The sequence below is a fragment of the Xanthobacter lutulentifluminis genome (assembly GCF_043194675.2).
GTDB lineage: Bacteria > Pseudomonadota > Alphaproteobacteria > Rhizobiales > Xanthobacteraceae > Xanthobacter.
Genome location: NZ_CM195525.1, coordinates 3476821 through 3496943 on the forward strand (window position 1 = coordinate 3476821; position 20123 = coordinate 3496943).

Consider the following 20123-nt stretch of genomic DNA (forward strand, 5'->3'; position numbering starts at 1 on the left):
CTTCCTTCAGTTCCGGATGTTCCCCATGCCGAATTCCACCCTTGCCCGCCGCACGTTCCTCGCCGCGTCCCTGCTCTCCCTCACGGCAACGCTTGCTCTTTCCGGCCCGGCGAGCGCGCAGGCGAGCGCGGAGCCCATCCGGATCGGTCTGCTCGCGCCGCTGACGGGCACGGGCGGCCCCTATGGCAAGGAAGAGGAGGACGCGGCAAAGGCCGCCGTCGCGCACATCAATGCGGCCGGCGGGGTGCTGGGGCGCAAGCTCGAATTGTTCGTGGCGGACGACGAGAGCACGCCCACCGCCGGCGTCGCCGCCGCCCGCAAGCTCATCGACGTGAACGGTGTGTCTGCCATCGCCGGCGTGTGGAGCAGCGCCGTCGCGCTTGCCGTGCGGCCCATCGCCATCGAGAAGGGCGCCGCCCTCCTGCCCAACGGCTCGGCCGACGAGCTGACGCAGGGCGACACCAAGGGCCTCGTCTGGCGGTTCCAGACCAATGGCAAGGAATGGGGCCGGGCCTTCGCCAATGCCGCCCTGAAGGACGGCGCCAAGACGGCCTCCATTCTCGTGCTCCAGACGCCCTTCACCCTCAGCACCGTGAAGCCGTTCGAGGAGGCGTTCACCGCCGGAGGCGGCAAGATCATCGACGTGATCTATTTCAACCCGAACCAGCCGTCCTACCGGACCGAGGTCGAAAAGGTCTTCGCGAGCAAGCCGGACGCGGTGTTCGTGCCGAGCTACATTCCCGAATTCACCGCCGTTGCCAAGGAGGCCTACCGCTCGGGCTTCGAGAGCAAGCTCTATACGTTCAGCCACGCCGCCGACAGCCAGGGCAAGTTCGTGCAGAACGTGGGCAAGCAGGTGGCCGAGGGCATCAACCACGTGCAGGCGGTTCCTGCCGGCACCAGCGGCACCTACCAGCTCTATCTGAAGCTCACCGATCAGAAGCCGGGCACCGTGGTCGCGTTCGGCGCCAACGTGTTCGACGAGATCAACGTCCTCGCCCTCGCCATCGAGAAGGCCAAGAGCGACAAGGCGGCCGATTTCGCCAAGGAAATCGCCGGCGTGGTCAACGGCCCCGGCGTCACCGTCACCGACCCGGTGGAGGGCCTGAAGCTGATCCGCGAGGGCAAGGCCATCCGCTACGCCGGTGCGACCTCCGATTTCCGGTTCGCGCCCAATGGCGACCAGACCAACCTCGATTATGGCCACTTCCGCATCGCGGATGGCGTCAGCAAGCTCATCGGCATCAACAAGTGAGCGATGAGGGCTCGGCCGCGCTGGAGGCCCGCGACATCGGGCTGAGGTTCGGCGCGTTCGTTGCGCTGGAAGGGGTCAGCCTCACCTTCCGGCGCGGCGGCATCACCGGGATCGTCGGCCCCAACGGGGCCGGCAAGTCCACGCTCTTCAACGTGCTCGGCGGGCAGCTGCGGCCGGACCGCGGCAGCGTGCTGCTGGACGGCCGGGACATCACCCGCCGGCCGCCCCATGCGCGCGCGCGGCACGGCCTCACGCGCACCTTCCAGATCTCGCGCGAGCTGGGCGCCCTCACGGTGCTGGAAAACCTGCTTCTCGCCTCTCCCCGCCAGCCGGGGGAGCAGGTTTTCGCGGCGCTGCTGAACGGCCCGTCCGTCCGCCGGGCGGAGGAGGAGGCGATCGCCAGCGCCCGCGCCCTGCTCCAGCGCGTCAATCTCTGGCGGCTGGCCGATGCCCCCGCGAATGCGTTGTCCGGCGGGCAGAAGAAGCTGCTCGAGCTCTGCCGTGCCCTCATGCTCGAGCCCCGCGTGGTGCTGCTCGACGAGCCGGCGGCGGGGGTCAACCCGGTCCTTGTCGGGGAGCTGGGCGACTTCATCCGCACCCTGCGGGACGAGGGCCTGAGCTTCGGCATCGTCGAGCACAACATGGATCTCATCGCCGCCCTGTGCGACCCGATCCATGTGCTGGCGGAGGGTCGCGTGCTGACCAGCGGCAGCTTCGGGGAGATCTCCTCGAACAGCCGCGTCACGGAAGCCTATCTCGGAGGCGTGGCGTGAGCGCGCTGGTGCTGGAAGACGTCATCGCCGGCTATCGCGGGCGGCCGGTGCTCCAGGGCGTGAGCCTGAGCGTGCCGGCGCACGCCAGCCTGACGGTCGTCGGGCCCAACGGGTCCGGCAAATCCACTCTCATGAAGTCGGTCGTCGGCCTCATCCGGCCGGACCGGGGCCGCATCCTGCTGGAAGGAGAGGACATCACCCGCCTCGATGCCCCCGCGCGGGCCCGCAGGGGCCTCGGCCATGTGCCGCAGGAAGCGAACGTCTTCCGCTCCCTCACCGTCCGGGAAAATCTGCGGCTGGCCTTCGAGTTCATCCCCTCCCGCAGCGGTGCCGCGCTCTCCAGCCGGCTGGACGCCGTGCTCGGCCTGTTTCCCGAGATCGAGCCCAAGCTGAAGGTGGCGGCAGGCCTGCTCTCGGGCGGCCAGCGGCAGATGGTGGCCATGGGGGCCGCCCTCATGCCGGAACCGACCGTGCTGGCGCTGGACGAGCCCTCTGCCGGCCTTTCGCCCCGCAACGCCGAGCTGCTGTTCGGCGCCATCTCCCGCATCGCCGGGGCCGGCGTGACGCTGCTGATGATCGAGCAGAACACCCGCCTCGGCCTGTCCATCGCCGATCAGGGGCTGGTGCTCGTGGCCGGGCAGGTGAAGGTCTGCGCCCCCGCCGCGGAGCTGCTTGCGGACGGCCTGATGCAGAAGCTCTATCTGGGAACCCGCTGATGGGCCAACTCATCTTCAACGGCCTCGTCACCGGCCTTCTCATCGCGCTGCCCGCGCTGTCGCTGGCCCTGGTCTTCAGCGTCCTGCGGTTCGCCAACTACGCCATCGGCGCCATGCTGACCGTGGGCGCCTATCTGGTCTATGCCTTCAACGCGGGCCTCGGCCTGCCCTTGCCGCTGGCGGCCGTCGCCGGCTGCATCGCCGCGTCCGCGATCGCGCTGCTCGTCAATCAGCTGGTCTACGAGCCGCTGCGCGACCGGGGCGGCGTGACGCTGCTGGTGGCGTCCATCGGCGTCGGCATCGCGCTGGAGAACGCCGTCCGCTTCATCGCCGGCGCGAGCACGCGGGGCTATGTGGTGGAGGTGGCGCGGCCGCTCCGCCTGCTGGGCCTGCGCGTCAATCACGAGCAGATCGTCACCATCGCCACCGTGCTGCTGGCGCTTGGCCTCGTCTGGGTCCTGTTCCGCTTCACCAAGCTGGGCCGCGCCATGCGGGCGGTGGCCGACAATCCCGACCTCGCCGCCGTTCGCGGCGTTCCGCGCCGGCAGGTGGTGGCGGTGGTGTGGGTGCTGTGCTCGGTGCTGGCGACGCTGGCGGGCATCCTGGTGGGCCTCGACGGCAACGTGGACCCGCAGATGGGCTGGAACTACGTGCTGCCCGTCTTCACCGCCGCCATCCTCGGCGGCATCGGCAATCCCATGGCGGCGGTGGCCGGGGCGGTGGTGCTGGGCATCACCGAGGAGCTGGCCACCCTCGTCCTCGCTCCGCATTACCGCACCATGGTCGCCTTCGCCGTCATGGCGCTGCTGCTGCTGTTCCGCCCCTCCGGCCTCTTCAGCGTGCCGGGAGGCGCGAAGTGACCGCCTATCTTCTTGCCACGCTCATCCTCGTCGCCATCGCCACCATCGCCGCGCTTGCCCTGAACCTGCAATGGGGACTGGGCGGGCTGGTGAACTTCGGCCTGTTCGGCTTCTACATGCTCGGCGCCTACGTCTGCGCGCTGCTGGATGTGAACGGAGTGCCGCCCCTTGCGGCCATGGCCGCGGCGATCGCGGTGACGGCGGCCGCAAGCGCTGCGGTCAGCCTCATCTCCATCCGCCTCAGCGAGGATTATCTCGCCATCGTCACGCTGGGCTTCGCCGAATGCCTGCGCCTGTTCATCAGCTATGAGGACTGGCTGACGCGCGGCATGCTGGGCGTCCCCGGCATCGCGCGCCCGTTCGCCCACCAGATCGGGCCGCAATGGTCGGACGCGGTGTTCCTGGTGTTCGCCTATGCCTGCCTTGCCCTTGCCTTCCTGCTGCTGCGCCGGATCACCCGCGCGCCGTTCGGCCGGCTGGTGCGGGCGACGCGGGACGACCCGACAGTGGCGGAGGCGCTGGGCAAGAACGTGCTGGCGCTGCGGGCCAAGGTGTTCGCCATCGGCGGGGCGCTGCTGGGGGTCGCGGGCAGCCTGCACGCCTTCTACTACACCTATATCGACCCGACCCAGTTCGGCACCACGCTCACCGCCTATGCCTTCATGGCGGTGATCATCGGCGGGCGCGGCAGCCACATCGGCGTGCTGGTCGCCGGCTTCACGGTGATCCTCCTGCTGGAGGGCAGCCGGTTCCTTTCCGACGTCATTCCCTTCCTCGATGGCGCCCAGCTTGCGGCGCTGCGCCTCGTGCTCGTGGGTGTCAGCCTGATCGCCATCCTCATCTACCGACCGGAGGGGCTGGTGCGCGAATATCGCCTCCGCTCCGGCGCACCCTGACAGGAGAACAGCCATGTCCCGCATCACCCACAAGCGCCGGGCCGACCTGCCCGAGGCCCTTCACCCGCTCTGGGACAAGATGGAGAGCTATGGCGACTTCGCGGATCAGTCCGGCGTCATGGCCCAGCGCCTGCCCATCTTCGAGCACACCTGGCGGCTGCTGATCCAGCTTTCGGAAGAGGGGCTGCTGCCGAAGCGCTACCTGGAGCTGGCCATCGTCACGGTGTCGCTGCTCAACAAGTGCGATTACTGCGTGGCGCACCACACGCCGAAGCTCGCCATCCAGGGCATTTCTCCGGAAGGCGCCCTGACGGTGCTGGATTATGCCGACCATCCCGAGCTCGACGCCGTGGACAGGCTGGTAGTGGAATATGCCATCGCCGTCACCAACACCTGGAACCGCACCCGCGACGAGATCTTCGACCGGCTGAAAGTCCATTTCACCGAACCGCAGATCGTCGAGCTGACGTGGCGCACCGCGCTGTGCGGAGCGTTCAACCGCTTCAACGAGATCCTCCAGGTGGAATTCGACGCCTGAGGTCCCGCCCCCGCGCAGGCCGGGGCGTTGGGCATTATGCGCCCCACGGTCCGCATCGCGGCGCCGCGGTGGCTGAGCCGCGGGGGCAGTCCGAGGGGCGCGTCCGCTGCGCCCCTGACCGGCATGGAGACCTGGTGCCGCGCGGCGGATGCGCCGCGCGGGCCGGCACGGGCGGCGGCAGTGCCCCCCGCACCGCCGGTCCTAGCCCAGATAGCTCTCGATCACCGCCCGGTCGCGGCGCAGCTCGTGCGCCGGCCCGCTCAGCGCCACGCGTCCACGCTGGAGCACATGGGCCTCGTCCGCGGTCTCGAGGGCGAGGAGGGCGAGCTGCTCCACCAGCAGCACCGCGAGACCACCGTCGGCGAGGCCGCGCAGCGCCTTCAGGATGGTCGTCACCACCTGCGGCGCAAGACCGAGGGAGGGCTCGTCCAGCAGCAGCGCCTTGGGCCGCATCATCAGCGCCCGGCTCACGGCCAGCATCTGCTGCTCGCCGCCGGAGAGGTTGCCGCCGAGGATGTGCTGGCGCTCCTTCAGCACCGGGAAGCGGGCGAACTCCCGCTCCAGCCCCTGGGCGATGGCATCGGCGTCGAGGCCGGCCACGCGGTCGGCGCCGATCACCAGATTGTCCCGCACCGTGAGGCCGGGAACGATCTGCCGGCCCTGCGGCACATGGACGAGGCCGGTGCGCGCCAAGAGATGCGGCTTGATGCCGGCGGTCGGCCGGCCATCGAAGCGGACGGTGCCCGCGCGCGGCGTCACGATATTGGACAGGGCGCGCAGCAGCGTCGTCTTGCCCGCGCCATTGGCGCCGATCACCGTCACCAGCCGCCCCGGCGCGATGCGCAGGGAGACGTCGTGCAGGATGTCCACCGGCCCGATGGCCACCTCGATCTTCTCCACCTCGATCATGCCGCATCCTCCACGGCGCCGAGATAGGCGCGGATGACGTTGGGGTCCTTCTGCACCTCCGCCGGCGTGCCGCAGGCGATGCGGTTGCCGAAGTCGAGCACCGTCACATGGTCGGCGAGGCCCATGACGAACTCCATGTTGTGCTCCACCAGCAGCACGCTGATGCCGGCGTCGCGCAGCTTCGCCACGATGCGCGCGACCTCCCGCGCCTCCTGCGGGTTCACGCCGGCCACCGGCTCGTCCAGCAGCAGGATGGCGGGCTTCTGGGCGATGGCACGCGCCAGCTCCACCAGCTTGCGGTGGCCGTAGGACAGGTCCTTGGGGCTCTTGTCCGCGAGGTCGGCGATGCCGAGGAAGGCGAGGATGGAGGCAGCCTCCGCCCGCTCGCGCGCCTCGTGGCGGGCGCCGGCGAGGAAGTCGAGCACGTCGGCCAGGAGGCCGCGGCGGCGCTCCATGCCCAGCATCACGTTTTCCAGCACGCTCACGCCCTGGATCAGCTGCAGGTTCTGGAAGGTCCGCACCAGCCCGAGCCGGGCCCGGCGGTGCGCCGGCAGGCGGGTGACGTCCTCGCCGCCGATGCGGATGCGCCCGGCGGTCGGGGCATACAGGCCGGCGACCACGTTGATGAAGGTGGACTTGCCGGCCCCGTTCGGGCCGATGAGCGCATGGACCGTGCCGGGCTCCACCGTCAGCGTCGCGTCGCGCAGCGCCACCACGCCCGCGTAGCTCTTGGTCACGCCCTCCACCTCCAGCCGGCCCCCGGCGCCGCGTGCGGCGTGGGCGGGATGGAACGCGGGTGTCGCCGCCGGCAGGGGCGCGGGCCGCGTCCGCCGCCGGCCGAACAGGCCGATGGCGCCTTCGGGGAACACCAGCAGCACCACCAGCAGGATGCCGCCGTAGAGCATCAGGCCGATGTCGTGCACCGCGGCGATGGCCTCGGCGATGGCGATCAGGATCGCGGTGCCCAGCAGCGGCCCGGCCGAGCGCCCCAGCCCGCCGATCACCGTCGCGATCAGCAGCGAGATGGTGAGGCGGATGTTGAAGGCGTCGGAGGAGACGAAACCGCTCTGGTGCGCGAACAGGATGCCCGCCACTCCCGCCAGCCCCGCGCTCGCCGCGAACACGCCGATGCGCCACAGCGGCACGTTGAGGCCGACGGTGGCGGCGAAGGATTCGCTCTCCTTCACCGCGTTCAGGTGCCGGCCGATGGAGGAGCCGAACACGTAGTCGCTGGCGATCTGCACCAGCAGCAGCACGCCGGCGGCGAACCAGAAGAAATAGGTCGGCCCCATGCGGAAGTTACCGAAGTCGATCTGCGGCACGCCCATGAGGCCCATGGTGCCGCCGGTGACGGAGACCCAGCGCTGGGCCACGATCTCCACGATGAAGCCGAACGCCAGCGTCGCCATGGCGAGGTAGAGCCCGCGCGTGCGCAGCGCCACCGCGCCCACCAGCAGGCCGGCGAGGAGGCTGGCGCCCAGCGCCAGCGCCATGGAGAGCGTGAGCGGCCAGCCGTAGGTGGTGGCGAGGATGGCGGAGACGTAGGCGCCCACGGCGTAGAAGCCGCCATGGCCGAGCGACATCTGCCCGGACAGGCTGAGCAGGATGTTGAGCCCGATCACCGCGATGGCGGTGTAGGCGAAGGTCTGCCCCACGTGGACGAAGAAGGGGTTGGGCGCGACCAGCGGGAACAGGGCGATGGCCACGGCGGCGAGGCCGTAGACGGCGAGACGGGGAATCCGGTGCATCCTGGCCTCCTCAGCGCACGTCGGCGCGTCGCTCGCCGAACAGCCCGGACGGGCGCACCGCGAGGAGGGCCATGACGAACAGCAGCGGGTAGAGATCGCCGAAGGCGCTGTCCCAGTAGTTGGAGAAGGCCTCGGCGACGCCGAACATGAGCCCGCCGACAAGGATGCCGACCGGGTTGGTGAACCCGCCCACCGCCGCCACCGCGAGCGCCTTGATGGTGAAGATGAGCCCCATGTGCGGATGCACCGACACCAGCGGTCCCACCAGCACGCCGGAGATGCCGGCCATCAGCGCCGCGAGCACGAACACCAGCACCACCACGCCCCGCACGTCGATGCCGAACAGGGACGCCGCCTCCGGGTTGAAGGCCACCGCATAGACCGCCTTGCCCCAGCGCGAGCCGAACAGGAACCAGTAGAAGGCGCCGACCACGACGCAGGCGGTGACGATGATCGCCGCCTCCTCGAAGAAGATGCCGACGCCGAGGATGTTGATGACGTTGTCGCGCGTCCTGGAGAACAGCGGCGGCGCATACTGCGCCGACTTGCCGAAGCCGAGCTCGACGATGTTCTGCAGGATCAGCGCCGCGCCGGCGGTGGTGAGCACCCAGGAATAGGCGCCGGCCCGGTCGCCCAGCCGGTCGAGCGGGCGGATGGCGAAGCGCTCCAGGAGATAGCCGAGCACGCCCATGAGCACGAGCACGCCGACCACTGCGAGCGGCGCCGGCACGCCCGCGGCGAGCATGCCGATGGAGGCGAAGGCGCCCACCATCAGGAAGTCGCCCTGGCCGAAGTTCAGCCGGTGGGTGGCGAGATGGGTGATGAACAGGCCCTTGGCCGTGAGCGTGTAGATGGCGCCCATGGCGATGCCGCTGACCAGCAGCTGGAAGAAGTTGAGCAGGGTCATGATGCGCCGGCCCCGCAGGGCTGGAGGGACGGCGGCGGGCAGGGGCTGGTCACATGCGTTCTCCCGGAAGCTGGTGTCGGGCCGGTCTTGCGCCGGCCTCCTGGTGCAAGATGCTCAGAGGCGCGCGGCCGCGGGCGCGAACAGGGCCATGCCGGCGGAGCCGCCGCAGAACCGCATGCGGGTGCCAAGCGGCGGCGCATCCGCCTCGGCCTGCGGCGTTGCCGCCAGCCGGCCGGTCAGGCGCACGCCGCAGTCGAGATCCACCACGGCCACCGCATAGGGCCCGTCCGCCTGGAACCGCGTGGGCGGGCGGCGCACCAGCGTCCAGGAGACGAGCAGGCCGTCGCCGGGCACCGTGACGGCCTCCATGCGCGGGCTGTGGCAGGCGGGGCAGAGCTCGCGCGGGCCCGGATCCAGCTGGCCGCAGGCGGCGCAGCGCAGAATCTCGATGTCGTGCGGAAAGGTGAGGCTGGAAGGCATCGGCGTTGGGTGATCCCGGTGGCAGGCGAGGGAGAGTGTTTCAGCGACCCTGGAAATCGGCCTCGCGCTTCTCGCGGAAGGCGGTGGTGCCCTCCACGATGTCGCTGCTCTGGCCGAGGTCGAAGAAGGAGCGGGATTCCAGCCGCAGCGCCTCGCCCATGGGTATGCCGACGGCGCGGCGCATCACCTCCTTGGCGAAGCGGTGGGAGAGCGGCGAGCGCCTCGCCAGCATCTGCGCGTAGTCCAGCGCGAAGGCCACCAGCTCCTGTGCCGGCACGATGCGGTTGACGAGGCCGATGCGGAGCGCGTGCTCGGCGTTCACCCGGTCGCCGGAGAGGATGATCTCCATGGCATGGCCGAGGCCGACGATCTGGGGCAGGCGGATGAGGCCGCCGTCGCAGGCATGGAAGCCCCACTTGGCGTCCTGCAGGGCGAATTCGGCATGGGGCGCGCAGAACCTGAGGTCGCAGGCGAGCGCCAGCTCGAACCCGCCGGAGATGGCGAAGCCGTTCACCGCGGCGATGATCGGCTTGTCGATCTCCAGCGTCCGGGTGATGCCGCCGAAGCCGGGCCCGTTGGTGTAGCGGGTGCGGAACTCGGGGGCGGGGGTGCGGGCGAAGTTGACCGTATAGGTCTTCAGGTCCGCGCCGGCGCAGAACGCCTTGTCGCCGGCCCCCGTGACGACGGCCACATGCGCGTCGTCGTCGCGGTCGAAGGCGCGGAAGGTCTCCACCAGCTCGTCGTTGGCGGCGAAGTCGAGGGAGTTCATCACCGCCGGACGGTCGATGGTGATGAGCCAGACCCTGCCGTGGCGGTCGCAGCGAATGTCGCCCATGGATGTGATCCGATGCTGTGCGGGAAGCGCGATCAGGCGCCGGCCGCGCGCAGGATGTTGACGGTGCAGGCGACGCCGGTGCCGCCGAGATTGTGGGTGAGCGCGATCCGCGCGCCCTTCACCTGGTTGGGGTGGGCGCCGCGCAGCTGGAGCACGCTCTCGTAGATCTGGCCGAGGCCGGTGGCGCCCACCGGATGGCCCTTGGCGAGCAGGCCGCCGCTGGCATTGATCGGCCGGTCGCCGTCCACCGCGGTGCGGCCCTCCGCGGCATAGGCGGCCCCCGCGCCGCGCGGCATGAGGCCGAGGTCCTCGCCGTCGATGATCTCGGCGATGGAGAAGCAGTCGTGCAGCTCCACGCAGCTCACCTCGTCCGCGGAGATGCCGGCCTGCCGGTAGGCGGCCTGCGCGGCGGCCACCGTCGCCTCGAAGGTGCACAGGTCCGGATGGCCGGCGATGCGCGCGCTGCCCCGCGCCTGGGCGGAGGCCAGCACCTCGACCGGCGGGGGAAGGACATCGCGCAGCCGGTCGCCGGAAACGATCAGCGCCGCGGCGGCGCCGTCGCTGGCCGGGCAGCAGTCGAACAGGCGCAGCGGATCGCAGATCAGGCGGGCGGCGCCGATCTCCTCGACCGACAGGTCGGCCCCCATCTGGGCGAGGGGGTTCCTGAGGCCGTTGCCCTTGTTCTTGCGCACCACGGCGGAGATGTCGTCCCGCGTCGCGCCGTAGCGCTCCTCGTAGAGCCGCCAGGCGAGGCCGAACAGGCCGGGGAAGGTGAGCCCGCTCACGCCGTCGCTGCGGAAGTCCATGGCGCAGTTGAGCGCCGAGGTGACGGCGGCGGTGTCGGCATGGGTCATCTTCTCCGCGCCCACCGCCAGCGCCATGTCGCACATGCCGCTCGCCACCGCGAGCACCGCATGGCGGAAGGCAATGCCGCCGGAGGCGCAGGCGCCTTCCACCTTGGTGCAGGGGATCTGCGGCAGGCCCAGGCCGTCGGCGACCAGCCCCGCCAGCACCTCCTGCCCGAGCAGCGGCCCGGCGACGAAATTGCCGAGGTAGAGCGCGCCGATGTCGCTGCGGTCGAGGCCGGATTCGCGGATCGCGGCATCCGCGGCACGGATGGCGAGGGCCTCGATGGCGGTGTCGGGATGACGCCCGAAGGCCGAGGAGCCGATGCCGGCGATGAAGACGGGTCTCACGAGGCGGCTCCCAGGTCGTCGGTGCTCTCCTCGGCGAGCCGGCGGCGCAGCTCGGTCTTGAGGATCTTGCCGTAGTTGTTCTTGGGCAGCGCTTCCAGGAAGCGGTAGCGCTTGGGTCGCTTGAAGCGGGCGATGTTGTCGAGGCAGAGCTGGTCGAGCGCGTCGGCATCGACGCGCGCGCCGGGCCGCACGGCGACGAACGCCACCACCTCCTCGCCCCAGTCGGGGTGCGGCGCGCCGATGACGGAGACCTCCTGCACCCCCTCGTGCAGCAGCAGCACCTCCTCCACCTCGCGGGGATAGATGTTGCTGCCGCCGGAGATGATGAGGTCCTTGGAGCGGTCGCGCAGGGTGAGCCAGCCGCGGGCGTCGAGGCTGCCCACGTCGCCGGTGTAGAGCCAGCCCCCGCGCAAGGCCGCCGCGGTGCCGGCGGGGTTGTTCCAGTAGCCTTCCATCACGCTGTCGCCGCGGGTGATGACCTCGCCCACCTCGCCGGGAGGCAGGTCGCGGCCGGCCTCGTCCACCACCCGCACCTCCTGCCCGGTGCGCGGGAAGCCGCAGGAGGCGAGCACGGCGTCGGGCGCGGGAGCGCCGTCGGCGTCCACGTGCAGCGCCTTGGGCAGCGCGGTGATGGTCATGGGCGCCTCGCCCTGGCCGAAGATCTGGCACAGCTTCGGCCCGAGCATGCGCAATGCCTGCTTCAGGTCGGCGACATACATGGGCGCGCCGCCGTAATAGATGGTCTTGAGGTTCGACAGGTCCGCCGTCAGGGTCGCCGGGTGGTTGACCAGGCGTGTGAGCATGGTGGGGGCCGCGAAGAAGCTCACCTTCCGGTAGCGCGCGATGGCGGCCAGCACGTCCTCCACGTCGAAGCCCGGCAGCACCACCTGCCGCGCGCCCTTCATGAGGAAAGGCAGGGCGTAGAGGCCGGCGCCGTGGGACACGGGGGCGCAGGCGATGTGGGTGTCGTCCGCCCCGACCGGGTCCACGTCGGCGTAATAGGCAAGGCTCATCACGAGCAGGTTGCGATGGCTCAGCATCGCCCCCTTCGGCTTGCCGGTGGTGCCCGAGGTGTAGAACAGCCAGGCCCGCTCATCCGGCGCCACGTCCGTGCAGGCCAGCGGCTCGGCGGCGGCAAGGCGCGCGTAGGCCTGCGTGCCGGTGGTGACGAGCGCGCGCAGCCCGGGCAGGGACCCCGCCTCGGCCGAGATGGCGGTGAAGAGGCCCGGCGTGGTGATGAGCGCCTCGGCGCCCGCATCGGCGGCGATGCCGGCGACCTCGCGCGGGTGGAGCTTGGCGTTCACCGGAACGGCGCACAGCCCGGCGATCCAGCAGCCGAGGAGGCATTCGAAGAAGGCGCCCGAATTCTCCATGAACAGCACGACGCGGGCGCCAGGCGCGATGCCGGCCGCCCTGAGCCCGCCGGCGATGCGCTCGGAACGCCCGGCGAGGGCCGCGTAGGTGAGGGTGCCATCGGGGTCGGTGATGGCGGGATTGTCCGGCAGGCGGCGCGCGGTCTGCAGGATGAGCGTGGCGATGCTCATCATTCCTCCCTACTGTTTAGTAGTTTTCTTTACTCAAGAGTCAGGCTAGCTGTTTTGGTGGTTTTGTGCAAGCATGTCGGGCAATAATTGTTCGAGGGGAGCTTCCCGGATGGCTATTCCGGCGGGGGTCGGCCTTCGTCCGTCGCAAGCAGGGTCCGGCAGTTCATGAGTGACACGTCCAGCACGGCGACCCGCGGCCCGGCACCGGGGCGCGCGGCCTTCGACCGAGAGGAGCAGCGCCGCCGCAAGCGCGAGGCGGTGCTGCGGGTGGCCGCTTCCGCCTTCAATCGCCGGGGGTTCGCCAACACGTCCATGGATGACGTGGCATCCGTGCTCGGCGTGTCGAAGCCGACGCTCTACCAGTATTTCAAGAGCAAGCAGGAACTGCTCTACGCCTGCCACCAGGTGGCCATGGACAACGGCGAGGCCGGCCTCGCGCTGGCCGCCAGCCATGAGGGAACCGGCCTCGAGAAGCTCATCATCTACCTGCGCCGCTACATGGAGGGCATCTTCGGAGACCTCGGCAACTGCCCGGTGCTCACCGATGTGGATTCGCTCACCGCCGAGGACCGCGAGAAGGTCGTCGCCCGCCGCAAGCGCATCAGCCACGCGACAAAGGACCTGATCGCGCTGGGCGTCGCCGACGGCTCCATCGCGCCGTGCGATCCGAAGCTCGCCAGCCTGTTCGCCCTGGGCGTCGTCAACTGGATTCCGGCCTGGTACCGCGATTCCGGACCGAACACGCCCGAGGAGATCATGGAGAGCTTCGCCGCGCTGCTGATTTCCGGCCTCGCGGCACCGGCTCCGCCCCCGCGCAAGCGTGCCCGGGCGAAGCCGCAGACCTGAATGCCCGCCCGCCGCCGGTCCCTGCACGGGGGCCGGCGGCGGAGCGGCGCATCCTATTTCGGCGCAGGCACCACGGTGTCGCCCTTCCAGATGCCGAGGAAGATGTCGCCCTGGCCGAGGCATTCGTGGTCGTTCGCGCTGAAGGGCTTCGCCGGGGTGGCGGAGATGGCCTGAACGCCGTCGATGTTTTCGATGGCGTCGCGCAGCTTCGCCGGGTCGGACTTGCCCACCTTGTCCACCGCCGCGAACATGATCTGCCCCGCGTCATAGCCGAGCGCGGCGACCACCGGCCAGCGATAGTCCTTGCCGTACTTCTCGATCATGCGCGTGTTGAAGGCCTGCGCCTTCGGATCGGAAAGGTCGAGCGCCTGGCCCATGGCGGTGCCCTGGATCGCGTCCACGCCCACGATGTCCTTCACCTTGAGCGAGGACAGGCCCCAGTTGCCGGCGAAGGTGGGCTTGTAGTCCAGCCGCGGCAGCGGGCGGTAGGGCAGCTCGAAGGATTCGTGGAAGTGCAGGATGAGATCGACGCCGGCGTCGCGCATCTTGATCATCTGCGGCGTCAGGTCGTTGACCCCCGGCGCCGCCGCCTCCACCGCGGCGAGCTCGACGCCGCGCGCCTTGAGGCCGGCGGTGGCCTCCTGGGCGGCGAAGTTGCCATAGCCGGTGGTGGAGTGCAGCAGCCCGATCTTCTTGTAGTTCTTCACGGCCCAGTCGAGGATCGCATCGATCTGGTACTTCTCGATCATCGAGCAGCGGAAGATGAAGCTGGGCTTCTGGTCGATGAACTTGGTGGTGACGTCGGTCGCGGCCGAGGGCCCGGCGATGAGCGGCACGCCGGCGCGCTGCAGCACCGGAGCGAACGCCATCACGTTGCCGCTCGACACCGTGCCGATGACGCCGGCGACACCGTCGTTCTGGATGAGGCGCTGCACCACGGAGACGGCGCGCTGGGGATTGGCCTCGTCGTCATAGACCACGAGCTCGATGGGGGTCTTGCCCCCCTTCACCTTGTAGTCCTCGAGCGCGAGCTTGATGCCCTGCAGGTAGCTTTCGCCGAAATCGACGATGGCGGGCGGCCCGCTCAGGCCCTCCACCACGCCGATCTTCACCGGCGTCTGCGCCTGCGCGGCGCCATGGGGCGCAAGCAGCAGGGCGAGCGCCGTGCCGACGCCCGCGAGCAGCGCACGCCTGTGCGAAACCATCCGATCCATACCCATTCCTCCCCGCTATTGCTCATCGGCCTGCGGACCGGCGTCCACAAAACTCGTGAGTAAGTTTTATATCCTTTTTGGTAGGGGTACCCAATCGTGCTCTGCTCCGCAAGGGGGAACCGCACGGGGGAACCGCAAGGGGCGGCGCGTGGCGCGGGGCCCGCGGCGGCCCGCGATAGCCAGGGACAGGCGGACGGACGGTGGCGATGCGCGTCAAGCGTGCGCGCAGGGAACAGGCACACAGGCGGCGGTGAAATCACGGCGCTCCCGCCTCAAACTCGCCGATCGACTGGGCCAGATTGGCGAGGGCTCATCAGGCGGTCGGTCGCGGCAAGGCGATGCCGATCCCACGGAAAGGATCTGCGTCATGCCGAACGGGACGGACAAGCGCCTCGATCGCCGCGACTTCATGATCGCATCAGCCGCCGCGATCGGCGCGTCGGTTGCGCTCGCCGGCAGTGCCGGTTCCGCTTTGGCCCAGGGCGCGCCGATCCCCGCTGCCGGCTCTTCATCGGGGGCGGCCGCCGCAACCGTCTATACCGGCGATGTCATCCAGGGAAAGAAGGTCGTCAGCGCGCTCAATGTCCAGGATCTGGAGCCGGGGCGGAAGCATCTCCTGTATTTTCAGGGTGTCGAGATGCCCACCGGGCAGCATTGGTACGTGTCCGTCACCGTTGCCAGGGGAGCGAGGCCGGGCAAGCGCGTGGTTCTGGTCAGCGGCGTGCACGGCGACGAGATGAGTTCCGTTCACACGGTTCATTCCGTGATGAGCCAGCTCGATCCGGCACGGATGTCGGGCACGGTCATGGCGGTCACGGATGTCTCCCGCGCGGCCATGGAAGGCATGCAGCGCCGATGGCCTAATGCCGGCAGGGGCGCCGACCTGATCGACATGAACAGGGAATGGCCCGGCAACGAGAACGGCCTGACCGCCCCGAGCCGGCATGCCGGTCTGCTGTTCAACCGGCTGCTGCGGCCCAACGCCGACGCGGCGATCGACTTCCACACCGGCACGACCGGCTTCGACGTCACGGCCTTCAATATCGGCGGCATGGACGTGCCGGAGGTCAGGGCGATGCTTGAGCTCTACCCCGTCGGCCAGATCTTCGACAACCATGTATATCCGGGTGTCCTGCACAACGCCTTCATGGACGTGGGCATCCCCGCCTTCACGCCGGAGATCGGCGCCGCGCGCGTGCTCGATCCGGAGATGATCGGGCTGTTCGTGGAGGGCACGATGAACGTCCTCAAGCACTACGGCATCGTGCCCGGGCCGATGGGCAGGACCGGCAAGGACGTGAGCGTCTTCGTCGGCAACAGCGCGTTTCCGGTGCTCGCGACCGAAGGCGGGCTGGTCGAGCATCTGGTCAGGCTCAACGACAAGGTGGCGCCGGGGCAGAAGATCGCCATCCAGCGCAACAGCTTCGGCGAAGTGGTGGCGGAATACACGAGCGCCGTGGCCGGGGAAATGACCGGCCAGCGCAGCGATGCGATGGCCGAACCCGGAAATCCTCTGGCCTTCATCCTGTTCCATAAGGATGCGCCGGATCACGGCGAGACGTATCCCGAGTGACCGTCCAGCCCTTGGTTCGCGCGCCCGCGTCCGCTCCGGTCCTGTTCCGTCCTTCTGCAAGCGGACGTTGAACCCGCACGGCCGGGGACGCGCGGCGCCCGGCCGGCCGATTTCCCACGTCTGGCGGCACGTGTCCGGCAAGCGGACATCCGGGATATTCCGCTGTTGCAGGCCCATCCGCCGCCCTATCCCAGCAAAAGAAAATAACAGAGGGAGGATGACGTGATCGACGGTGCGGGCAACCTGCGGTTATCGAAAGATCCGCGCACGTTCCAAGCTGCGGGACAGTAGGCGCGCGAGCGCGCGCCATCACGACTTCCGATCATGCGCCTGGCCAGACCAGGGGCGCCATTCGCGCGTGCGAAAGCCGCGGGCGTTCCGCCGGCGCGCATGCGTTGCTGCAAAAAAACACAGCCAATAAAGACATTGGGAGGCTCCGAGGACCAATGACGCACGCCACCTGTTCCATGTCCGGGCTTGCCGCGCCCGCGCTCAACAAAGCGCAATGGCGCATCATCTGTCTTGCAAGCCTTGGCGGGTCTCTCGAGTTTTACGATTTCATCATCTACGGCATCTTCGTCCAGTACATATCGGCGCAGTTCTTTCCGGCCGATGATCCCTACGTCTCGCTGATCCTGTCCTTCTCGGTGCTGGCCCTCGGCTTCCTGGCGCGGCCGTTCGGCGGCGCGGTGCTCGGCACGCTGGGCGACCGATATGGACGCAGGCCCGTGTTCATCGCCTCGCTCGGCCTGACGACGCTCGCCACGATCGCCATCGGTCTTCTTCCCAACTACCAGTCATGGGGGATCGCGGCGCCGCTGCTGCTGGTGGCCTTCCGTCTCGTGCAGGGCATCTGCCTGGGCGGCGAGCTGCCGGGCGCCGTCACCTACGCGGTGGAGGCGGCGCCCCGGCGCGCCGGCCTTGCATGCGGCTTCATCATCTTCTGCGTCAATGTCGGCGTGCTCATCGCCACCCTCGTCAATCTCGGCATCCAGTATGCGCTTCCGCCGCAGGACGTCGCCGAATACGGCTGGCGCATCGCTTTCCTGTTCGGCGGCGTCATCGGCCTCATCAGCTTCGCCCTGCGCCGCAAGCTGGAGGAATCGCCGGAGTTCGTGAACCTCCACGGCAAGGCGGCCAAGCATCCGCTGGGCGAGCTGGTGCGCAATCACGGCCGCGCCGTGCTGGTCGCCGCCGGGGTTGCGGCGATCATCGCCGGCTTCAACGGCATGCTCTACGGCTTCGTGCCCGCCTTCCTGGTGAAGACGCTGCACTATCCGGCCCCCGAGGTGGCGCTGGCGATGACGGTCGCGCTGGTGGCCAGCTCCATCGGCCTCATCATCGCCGGCTGGACCGGGGATTTCGTTCCCGGACGCCTGATCCTGCGGGCCGGCTCGCTGGGAATGCTGATCGTCGTGGTCCCGCTCTTCGTGCTGATGGCGAACCACGCGGCAAGCATCGTCCTCGTGCTGGGCCTGCTGTCGCTGGTCTTCTCGCTGGCCAGCGGCATCTGGCCGAGCATCCTCGCCGGGATGTTCCCGACGCAGGTCCGCTTCACCGGCATCGCCCTGTCCTACAACGTGAGCGTCACCTTCCTCTCGGGCTTCGCCCCGCTCGCAGCCACGATGCTCATCGAGCACACCCGCATGAATGCGGCGCCGGCACTCTACATCGCCCTGTGCGCGGCCCTGAGCTTCTGGTGCAGCTTCCTCGTCCCCGGACGGGCGCGGGAGGGCGCCGTGCCCGACGCCGCTCAGGCGCCCCTCGAACGCTCGGGCATGCCGCCGGCCTGAGACCTCCCGTGGACATCGGCGGGGCTGGCGTTCGGGCCGGCCCCACCGCCCCATGACACAGCGCGCGACACGACACAGAGGAGCACGCCATGGGCGTCATTGCGCTTGGTTATCTCGGCATCCGTTCCGACAGGATGGACGACTGGCACGCCTTCGCCTCGGGACTGCTGGCCATGCAGGCGGTGGATGCGACGCGGTCCCACGCCACGTTCCGCATGGACGACCAGCGACAGCGCCTGTTCGTGACGAACGAGCCGGGCCCGGTGGTTGCCGCGATTGGCTGGGAGGTCGAGGAAAAGGACGATCTCGACCGCTTCGCCGCCCGTCTTGAAGCGGCCGGTGTCGCGGTGCGGCGGGGCGCGCGCGCCCTTGCCGACCAGCGCTTCGTCGAGGACCTCATCGTGTTCGCCGACCCGGACGGCAACCGGATCGAGCTGTTCTTCAATCCCATGCGGGCCAGCGCGCCGTTCGTGCCGGGACGCCCCATCTCCGGCTTTCGCACGGGCCCTCTCGGCATGGGACACGCCGTGCTGCACGCCGTGCGCATCGATGCGCTCCTGCCGTTCTATCGCGACCTTCTGGGCTTCCACATCAGCGACTACGGGCTGACCCCCTATCCGCTGTACTTCTTCCACGTGAACGGTCGCCACCACAGCCTCGCCATGGTCGGCTCGGGGCAGACGGGGTTTCACCACTTCATGGTGGAGTTCAACAACCTCGACGATGTCGGCCAGGGCTATGACATCGCCGGCCTGCAGGACGGCCGCCTCGCTTATACGCTGGGGCGCCACACCAACGATTACATGACCTCCTTCTACGCCAACTCGCCTTCCGGCTTCTTCGTGGAGAACGGCTGGGGCGGGCGGGTGATCGATCCTGCCACCTGGGAGCCGCACGAAACCTTCGCCGGGCCGAGCTTCTGGGGCCACGAACGCCTCTATCTGCCCGAGGAGCCCCGTGCGCGCCTGCGCAACATGCGTCTGGAGGCAGCCGCGCGTGGCCTCAGGGCGCCGGAAGTGGTGGACTGCCCCTGGCTCTACGGCCAGCTGATGGGCTGACGACCGCCGCTCACGGGTGCGCCGTCCGCCGCGCTTCCCTCCGAGGTCCGGACACCGCCATTGCCCATGCCGGACATTCCCCATGCCGGAGCGTGCCTGCGCGCCGGCATGGGCCGTTCCGTTTCAGGAACGCTCCGGCAATCCCAGGCGAAGCCGCGCGTCGCGCGACGACGCGGCCGAAAGGCCCAGCGCGCCCGCCACCGCGGTGAAGTGCTCGACCAGCGCGGCATTGTCGGGCGCCAGGCGCCCGTCCGGCAGGTGGATGTTGTTCTCGAACCCCATGCGCACATCGCCGCCGAGCAACGCGGCGGCAAGGCAGCAGGCGGCCTCGGTGGGACCGAAGGCGCAGACGGACCAGTCCAGCGGGTGCCGTCGGGCGGCGAGGAAACCGAGGATGGCCGACGGCACCGAAGGCGGGCCATCCCCATATCGGCCGAGCACGAAGAGCTGCGAGGCATTGGAGCGGGGGATCGCGCCCGCATCGAGCAGCGCATCGAAGCGCCGCACGTCGTCCGCGTCATAGAGGATGTACTGCGCCGCCATCCCGGCCGCGGCGCAGTCGGCGAGGAATGCCGCGGCGGCCCCCGGGACCGCGGCATCGGCGAACAGCTCGCGCACGGCGACCGAGAAGGCCTCCGGCCGCAGCGCCCGCACCACCGCCATCTGCTCCTGCGGCCGATATATCCCCACCGCCTCGGTGGTGACCTGGATGATCAGGCTGTCGCCTGCCTGCCTGCGGATCTCGGCGATGGCTTCGCCATAGCGCCCCGCATCAAGACTGTGCCGTCCGGTGTCGTCGCGCACGTGGAGATGGATCGCCGCCGCGCCGGCCGCCGCGCAGCGCCGGCTCTCGGCCGCGATCTCCCCCGCGGACATGGGCAAGGCAGGATGATCCGCCTTGGTGCGGCGGGCGCCGTTGATCGCTGACATCACGCATATGGGCCGCATGAAACCTCCCGGCAGATTGCCCCGTCCTTCTAAT

Annotated in this window: 19 protein-coding genes; 10 read left to right on the plus strand and 9 right to left on the minus strand. The window is 69.4% G+C overall.

Annotated elements, in window-relative coordinates:
- Positions 1–25: 25 nt before the first annotated feature.
- Genes V5F49_RS15980 through V5F49_RS16005 form a run of 6 tightly spaced genes read left to right on the plus strand, consistent with a single transcriptional unit; the run spans position 26 to position 5038 of the window.
- Positions 26–1255 (plus strand): ABC transporter substrate-binding protein, encoded by a 1230-nt coding sequence (locus tag V5F49_RS15980; protein WP_394117618.1) that lies wholly within the window; start codon positions 26–28, stop codon positions 1253–1255.
- On the plus strand, positions 1252–2028 hold the full coding sequence (locus V5F49_RS15985; protein ID WP_394117617.1) for an ABC transporter ATP-binding protein: 777 nt from the start codon (positions 1252–1254) through the stop codon (positions 2026–2028). Before V5F49_RS15980 ends, V5F49_RS15985 begins: the two co-directional genes overlap by 4 nt.
- The gene (locus tag V5F49_RS15990; RefSeq protein ID WP_394117616.1) at positions 2025–2744 is read left to right on the plus strand and encodes an ABC transporter ATP-binding protein; all 720 of its coding nucleotides are present in this window, start codon (positions 2025–2027) and stop codon (positions 2742–2744) included. Before V5F49_RS15985 ends, V5F49_RS15990 begins: the two co-directional genes overlap by 4 nt.
- Complete coding sequence (locus V5F49_RS15995) at positions 2744–3604, plus strand: branched-chain amino acid ABC transporter permease (protein ID WP_394117615.1); 861 nt, start codon at positions 2744–2746, stop codon at positions 3602–3604. Before V5F49_RS15990 ends, V5F49_RS15995 begins: the two co-directional genes overlap by 1 nt.
- Positions 3601–4500, plus strand: coding sequence for a branched-chain amino acid ABC transporter permease (locus V5F49_RS16000; protein ID WP_394117614.1), 900 nt, complete (start codon positions 3601–3603; stop codon positions 4498–4500). Before V5F49_RS15995 ends, V5F49_RS16000 begins: the two co-directional genes overlap by 4 nt.
- Before the next feature lie 13 nt (positions 4501–4513).
- Complete coding sequence (locus V5F49_RS16005) at positions 4514–5038, plus strand: carboxymuconolactone decarboxylase family protein (RefSeq protein WP_394117613.1); 525 nt, start codon at positions 4514–4516, stop codon at positions 5036–5038.
- A 201-nt stretch (positions 5039–5239) separates the two neighbouring features.
- Here the strand turns inward: V5F49_RS16005 and V5F49_RS16010 are convergent, their stop codons facing one another.
- The 7 genes from V5F49_RS16010 to V5F49_RS16040 form a co-directional block, all read right to left on the minus strand.
- Positions 5240–5947, minus strand: coding sequence for an ABC transporter ATP-binding protein (locus V5F49_RS16010; RefSeq protein ID WP_394117612.1), 708 nt, complete (start codon positions 5945–5947; stop codon positions 5240–5242).
- On the minus strand, positions 5944–7695 hold the full coding sequence (locus tag V5F49_RS16015) for a branched-chain amino acid ABC transporter ATP-binding protein/permease (protein ID WP_394117611.1): 1752 nt from the start codon (positions 7693–7695) through the stop codon (positions 5944–5946). The genes V5F49_RS16010 and V5F49_RS16015 overlap by 4 nt, the downstream gene beginning before the upstream one ends.
- 10 nt (positions 7696–7705) lie before the next feature.
- The gene (locus V5F49_RS16020) at positions 7706–8602 is read right to left on the minus strand and encodes a branched-chain amino acid ABC transporter permease (RefSeq protein ID WP_394117610.1); all 897 of its coding nucleotides are present in this window, start codon (positions 8600–8602) and stop codon (positions 7706–7708) included.
- Between the two features lie 114 nt (positions 8603–8716).
- Positions 8717–9082 carry a Zn-ribbon domain-containing OB-fold protein gene (locus V5F49_RS16025; RefSeq protein WP_394117609.1) on the minus strand — a complete coding sequence of 122 codons (366 nt, stop codon included), beginning with the start codon at positions 9080–9082 and terminating at the stop codon, positions 8717–8719.
- A gap of 40 nt (positions 9083–9122) precedes the next feature.
- Positions 9123–9917, minus strand: coding sequence for an enoyl-CoA hydratase/isomerase family protein (locus V5F49_RS16030; protein ID WP_394117608.1), 795 nt, complete (start codon positions 9915–9917; stop codon positions 9123–9125).
- A 32-nt stretch (positions 9918–9949) separates the two neighbouring features.
- A complete protein-coding gene (locus tag V5F49_RS16035; protein ID WP_394117607.1) occupies positions 9950–11113 on the minus strand; it encodes a thiolase C-terminal domain-containing protein in 1164 nt (387 codons plus the stop codon).
- Positions 11110–12657, minus strand: coding sequence for an acyl-CoA synthetase (locus tag V5F49_RS16040; RefSeq protein WP_394117606.1), 1548 nt, complete (start codon positions 12655–12657; stop codon positions 11110–11112). The genes V5F49_RS16035 and V5F49_RS16040 overlap by 4 nt, the downstream gene beginning before the upstream one ends.
- Positions 12658–12822: 165 nt before the next feature.
- On the opposite strand from V5F49_RS16040, the gene V5F49_RS16045 reads away from it, so the two are divergent.
- The gene (locus V5F49_RS16045) at positions 12823–13503 is read left to right on the plus strand and encodes a TetR/AcrR family transcriptional regulator (RefSeq protein ID WP_394117605.1); all 681 of its coding nucleotides are present in this window, start codon (positions 12823–12825) and stop codon (positions 13501–13503) included.
- Positions 13504–13556: 53 nt separating this feature from the next.
- Here V5F49_RS16045 and V5F49_RS16050 read toward each other — a convergent pair whose 3' ends face one another.
- Positions 13557–14717: an ABC transporter substrate-binding protein gene (locus V5F49_RS16050; protein WP_394117604.1), complete on the minus strand. Its 1161-nt coding sequence runs from the start codon at positions 14715–14717 to the stop codon at positions 13557–13559.
- Positions 14718–15084: 367 nt separating this feature from the next.
- Between V5F49_RS16050 and V5F49_RS16055 the strand changes: the two genes are divergently transcribed.
- The 3 genes from V5F49_RS16055 to V5F49_RS16065 all read left to right on the plus strand — a co-directional run bounded on the left by V5F49_RS16055 (position 15085) and on the right by V5F49_RS16065 (position 19141).
- Positions 15085–16290 carry a M14 family metallopeptidase gene (locus V5F49_RS16055; RefSeq protein WP_394117603.1) on the plus strand — a complete coding sequence of 402 codons (1206 nt, stop codon included), beginning with the start codon at positions 15085–15087 and terminating at the stop codon, positions 16288–16290.
- A 446-nt stretch (positions 16291–16736) separates the two neighbouring features.
- Entirely contained in the window at positions 16737–18083 is a 1347-nt protein-coding gene (locus V5F49_RS16060; RefSeq protein WP_394117602.1) for an MFS transporter, read from the plus strand.
- 89 nt (positions 18084–18172) lie between these two features.
- Positions 18173–19141: a VOC family protein gene (locus V5F49_RS16065; protein WP_394117601.1), complete on the plus strand. Its 969-nt coding sequence runs from the start codon at positions 18173–18175 to the stop codon at positions 19139–19141.
- A gap of 123 nt (positions 19142–19264) precedes the next feature.
- Here the strand turns inward: V5F49_RS16065 and V5F49_RS16070 are convergent, their stop codons facing one another.
- The gene (locus V5F49_RS16070; protein WP_394117658.1) at positions 19265–20071 is read right to left on the minus strand and encodes a beta-keto acid cleavage family enzyme; all 807 of its coding nucleotides are present in this window, start codon (positions 20069–20071) and stop codon (positions 19265–19267) included.
- Between the last annotated feature and the right edge of the window lie 52 nt (positions 20072–20123).

Bases quoted from the DNA above. Each gene is read 5' to 3' on its own strand.
- V5F49_RS16070 (WP_394117658.1), bottom strand. From the start codon at position 20,071: ATGTCAGCGATCAACGGCGCCCGCCGCACCAAGGCGGATCATCCTGCC.
- V5F49_RS16025 (WP_394117609.1), bottom strand. From the start codon at position 9,082: ATGCCTTCCAGCCTCACCTTTCCGCACGACATCGAGATTCTGCGCTGC.
- V5F49_RS15995 (WP_394117615.1), top strand. From the start codon at position 2,744: ATGGGCCAACTCATCTTCAACGGCCTCGTCACCGGCCTTCTCATCGCG.
- V5F49_RS16050 (WP_394117604.1), bottom strand. From the start codon at position 14,717: ATGGATCGGATGGTTTCGCACAGGCGTGCGCTGCTCGCGGGCGTCGGC.
- V5F49_RS16015 (WP_394117611.1), bottom strand. From the start codon at position 7,695: ATGCACCGGATTCCCCGTCTCGCCGTCTACGGCCTCGCCGCCGTGGCC.
- V5F49_RS16005 (WP_394117613.1), top strand. From the start codon at position 4,514: ATGTCCCGCATCACCCACAAGCGCCGGGCCGACCTGCCCGAGGCCCTT.
- V5F49_RS16045 (WP_394117605.1), top strand. From the start codon at position 12,823: ATGAGTGACACGTCCAGCACGGCGACCCGCGGCCCGGCACCGGGGCGC.
- V5F49_RS16030 (WP_394117608.1), bottom strand. From the start codon at position 9,917: ATGGGCGACATTCGCTGCGACCGCCACGGCAGGGTCTGGCTCATCACC.
- V5F49_RS16055 (WP_394117603.1), top strand. From the start codon at position 15,085: ATGCCGAACGGGACGGACAAGCGCCTCGATCGCCGCGACTTCATGATC.
- V5F49_RS16040 (WP_394117606.1), bottom strand. From the start codon at position 12,657: ATGAGCATCGCCACGCTCATCCTGCAGACCGCGCGCCGCCTGCCGGAC.
- V5F49_RS15980 (WP_394117618.1), top strand. From the start codon at position 26: ATGCCGAATTCCACCCTTGCCCGCCGCACGTTCCTCGCCGCGTCCCTG.
- V5F49_RS16065 (WP_394117601.1), top strand. From the start codon at position 18,173: ATGGGCGTCATTGCGCTTGGTTATCTCGGCATCCGTTCCGACAGGATG.
- V5F49_RS16060 (WP_394117602.1), top strand. From the start codon at position 16,737: ATGACGCACGCCACCTGTTCCATGTCCGGGCTTGCCGCGCCCGCGCTC.
- V5F49_RS16010 (WP_394117612.1), bottom strand. From the start codon at position 5,947: ATGATCGAGGTGGAGAAGATCGAGGTGGCCATCGGGCCGGTGGACATC.
- V5F49_RS16020 (WP_394117610.1), bottom strand. From the start codon at position 8,602: ATGACCCTGCTCAACTTCTTCCAGCTGCTGGTCAGCGGCATCGCCATG.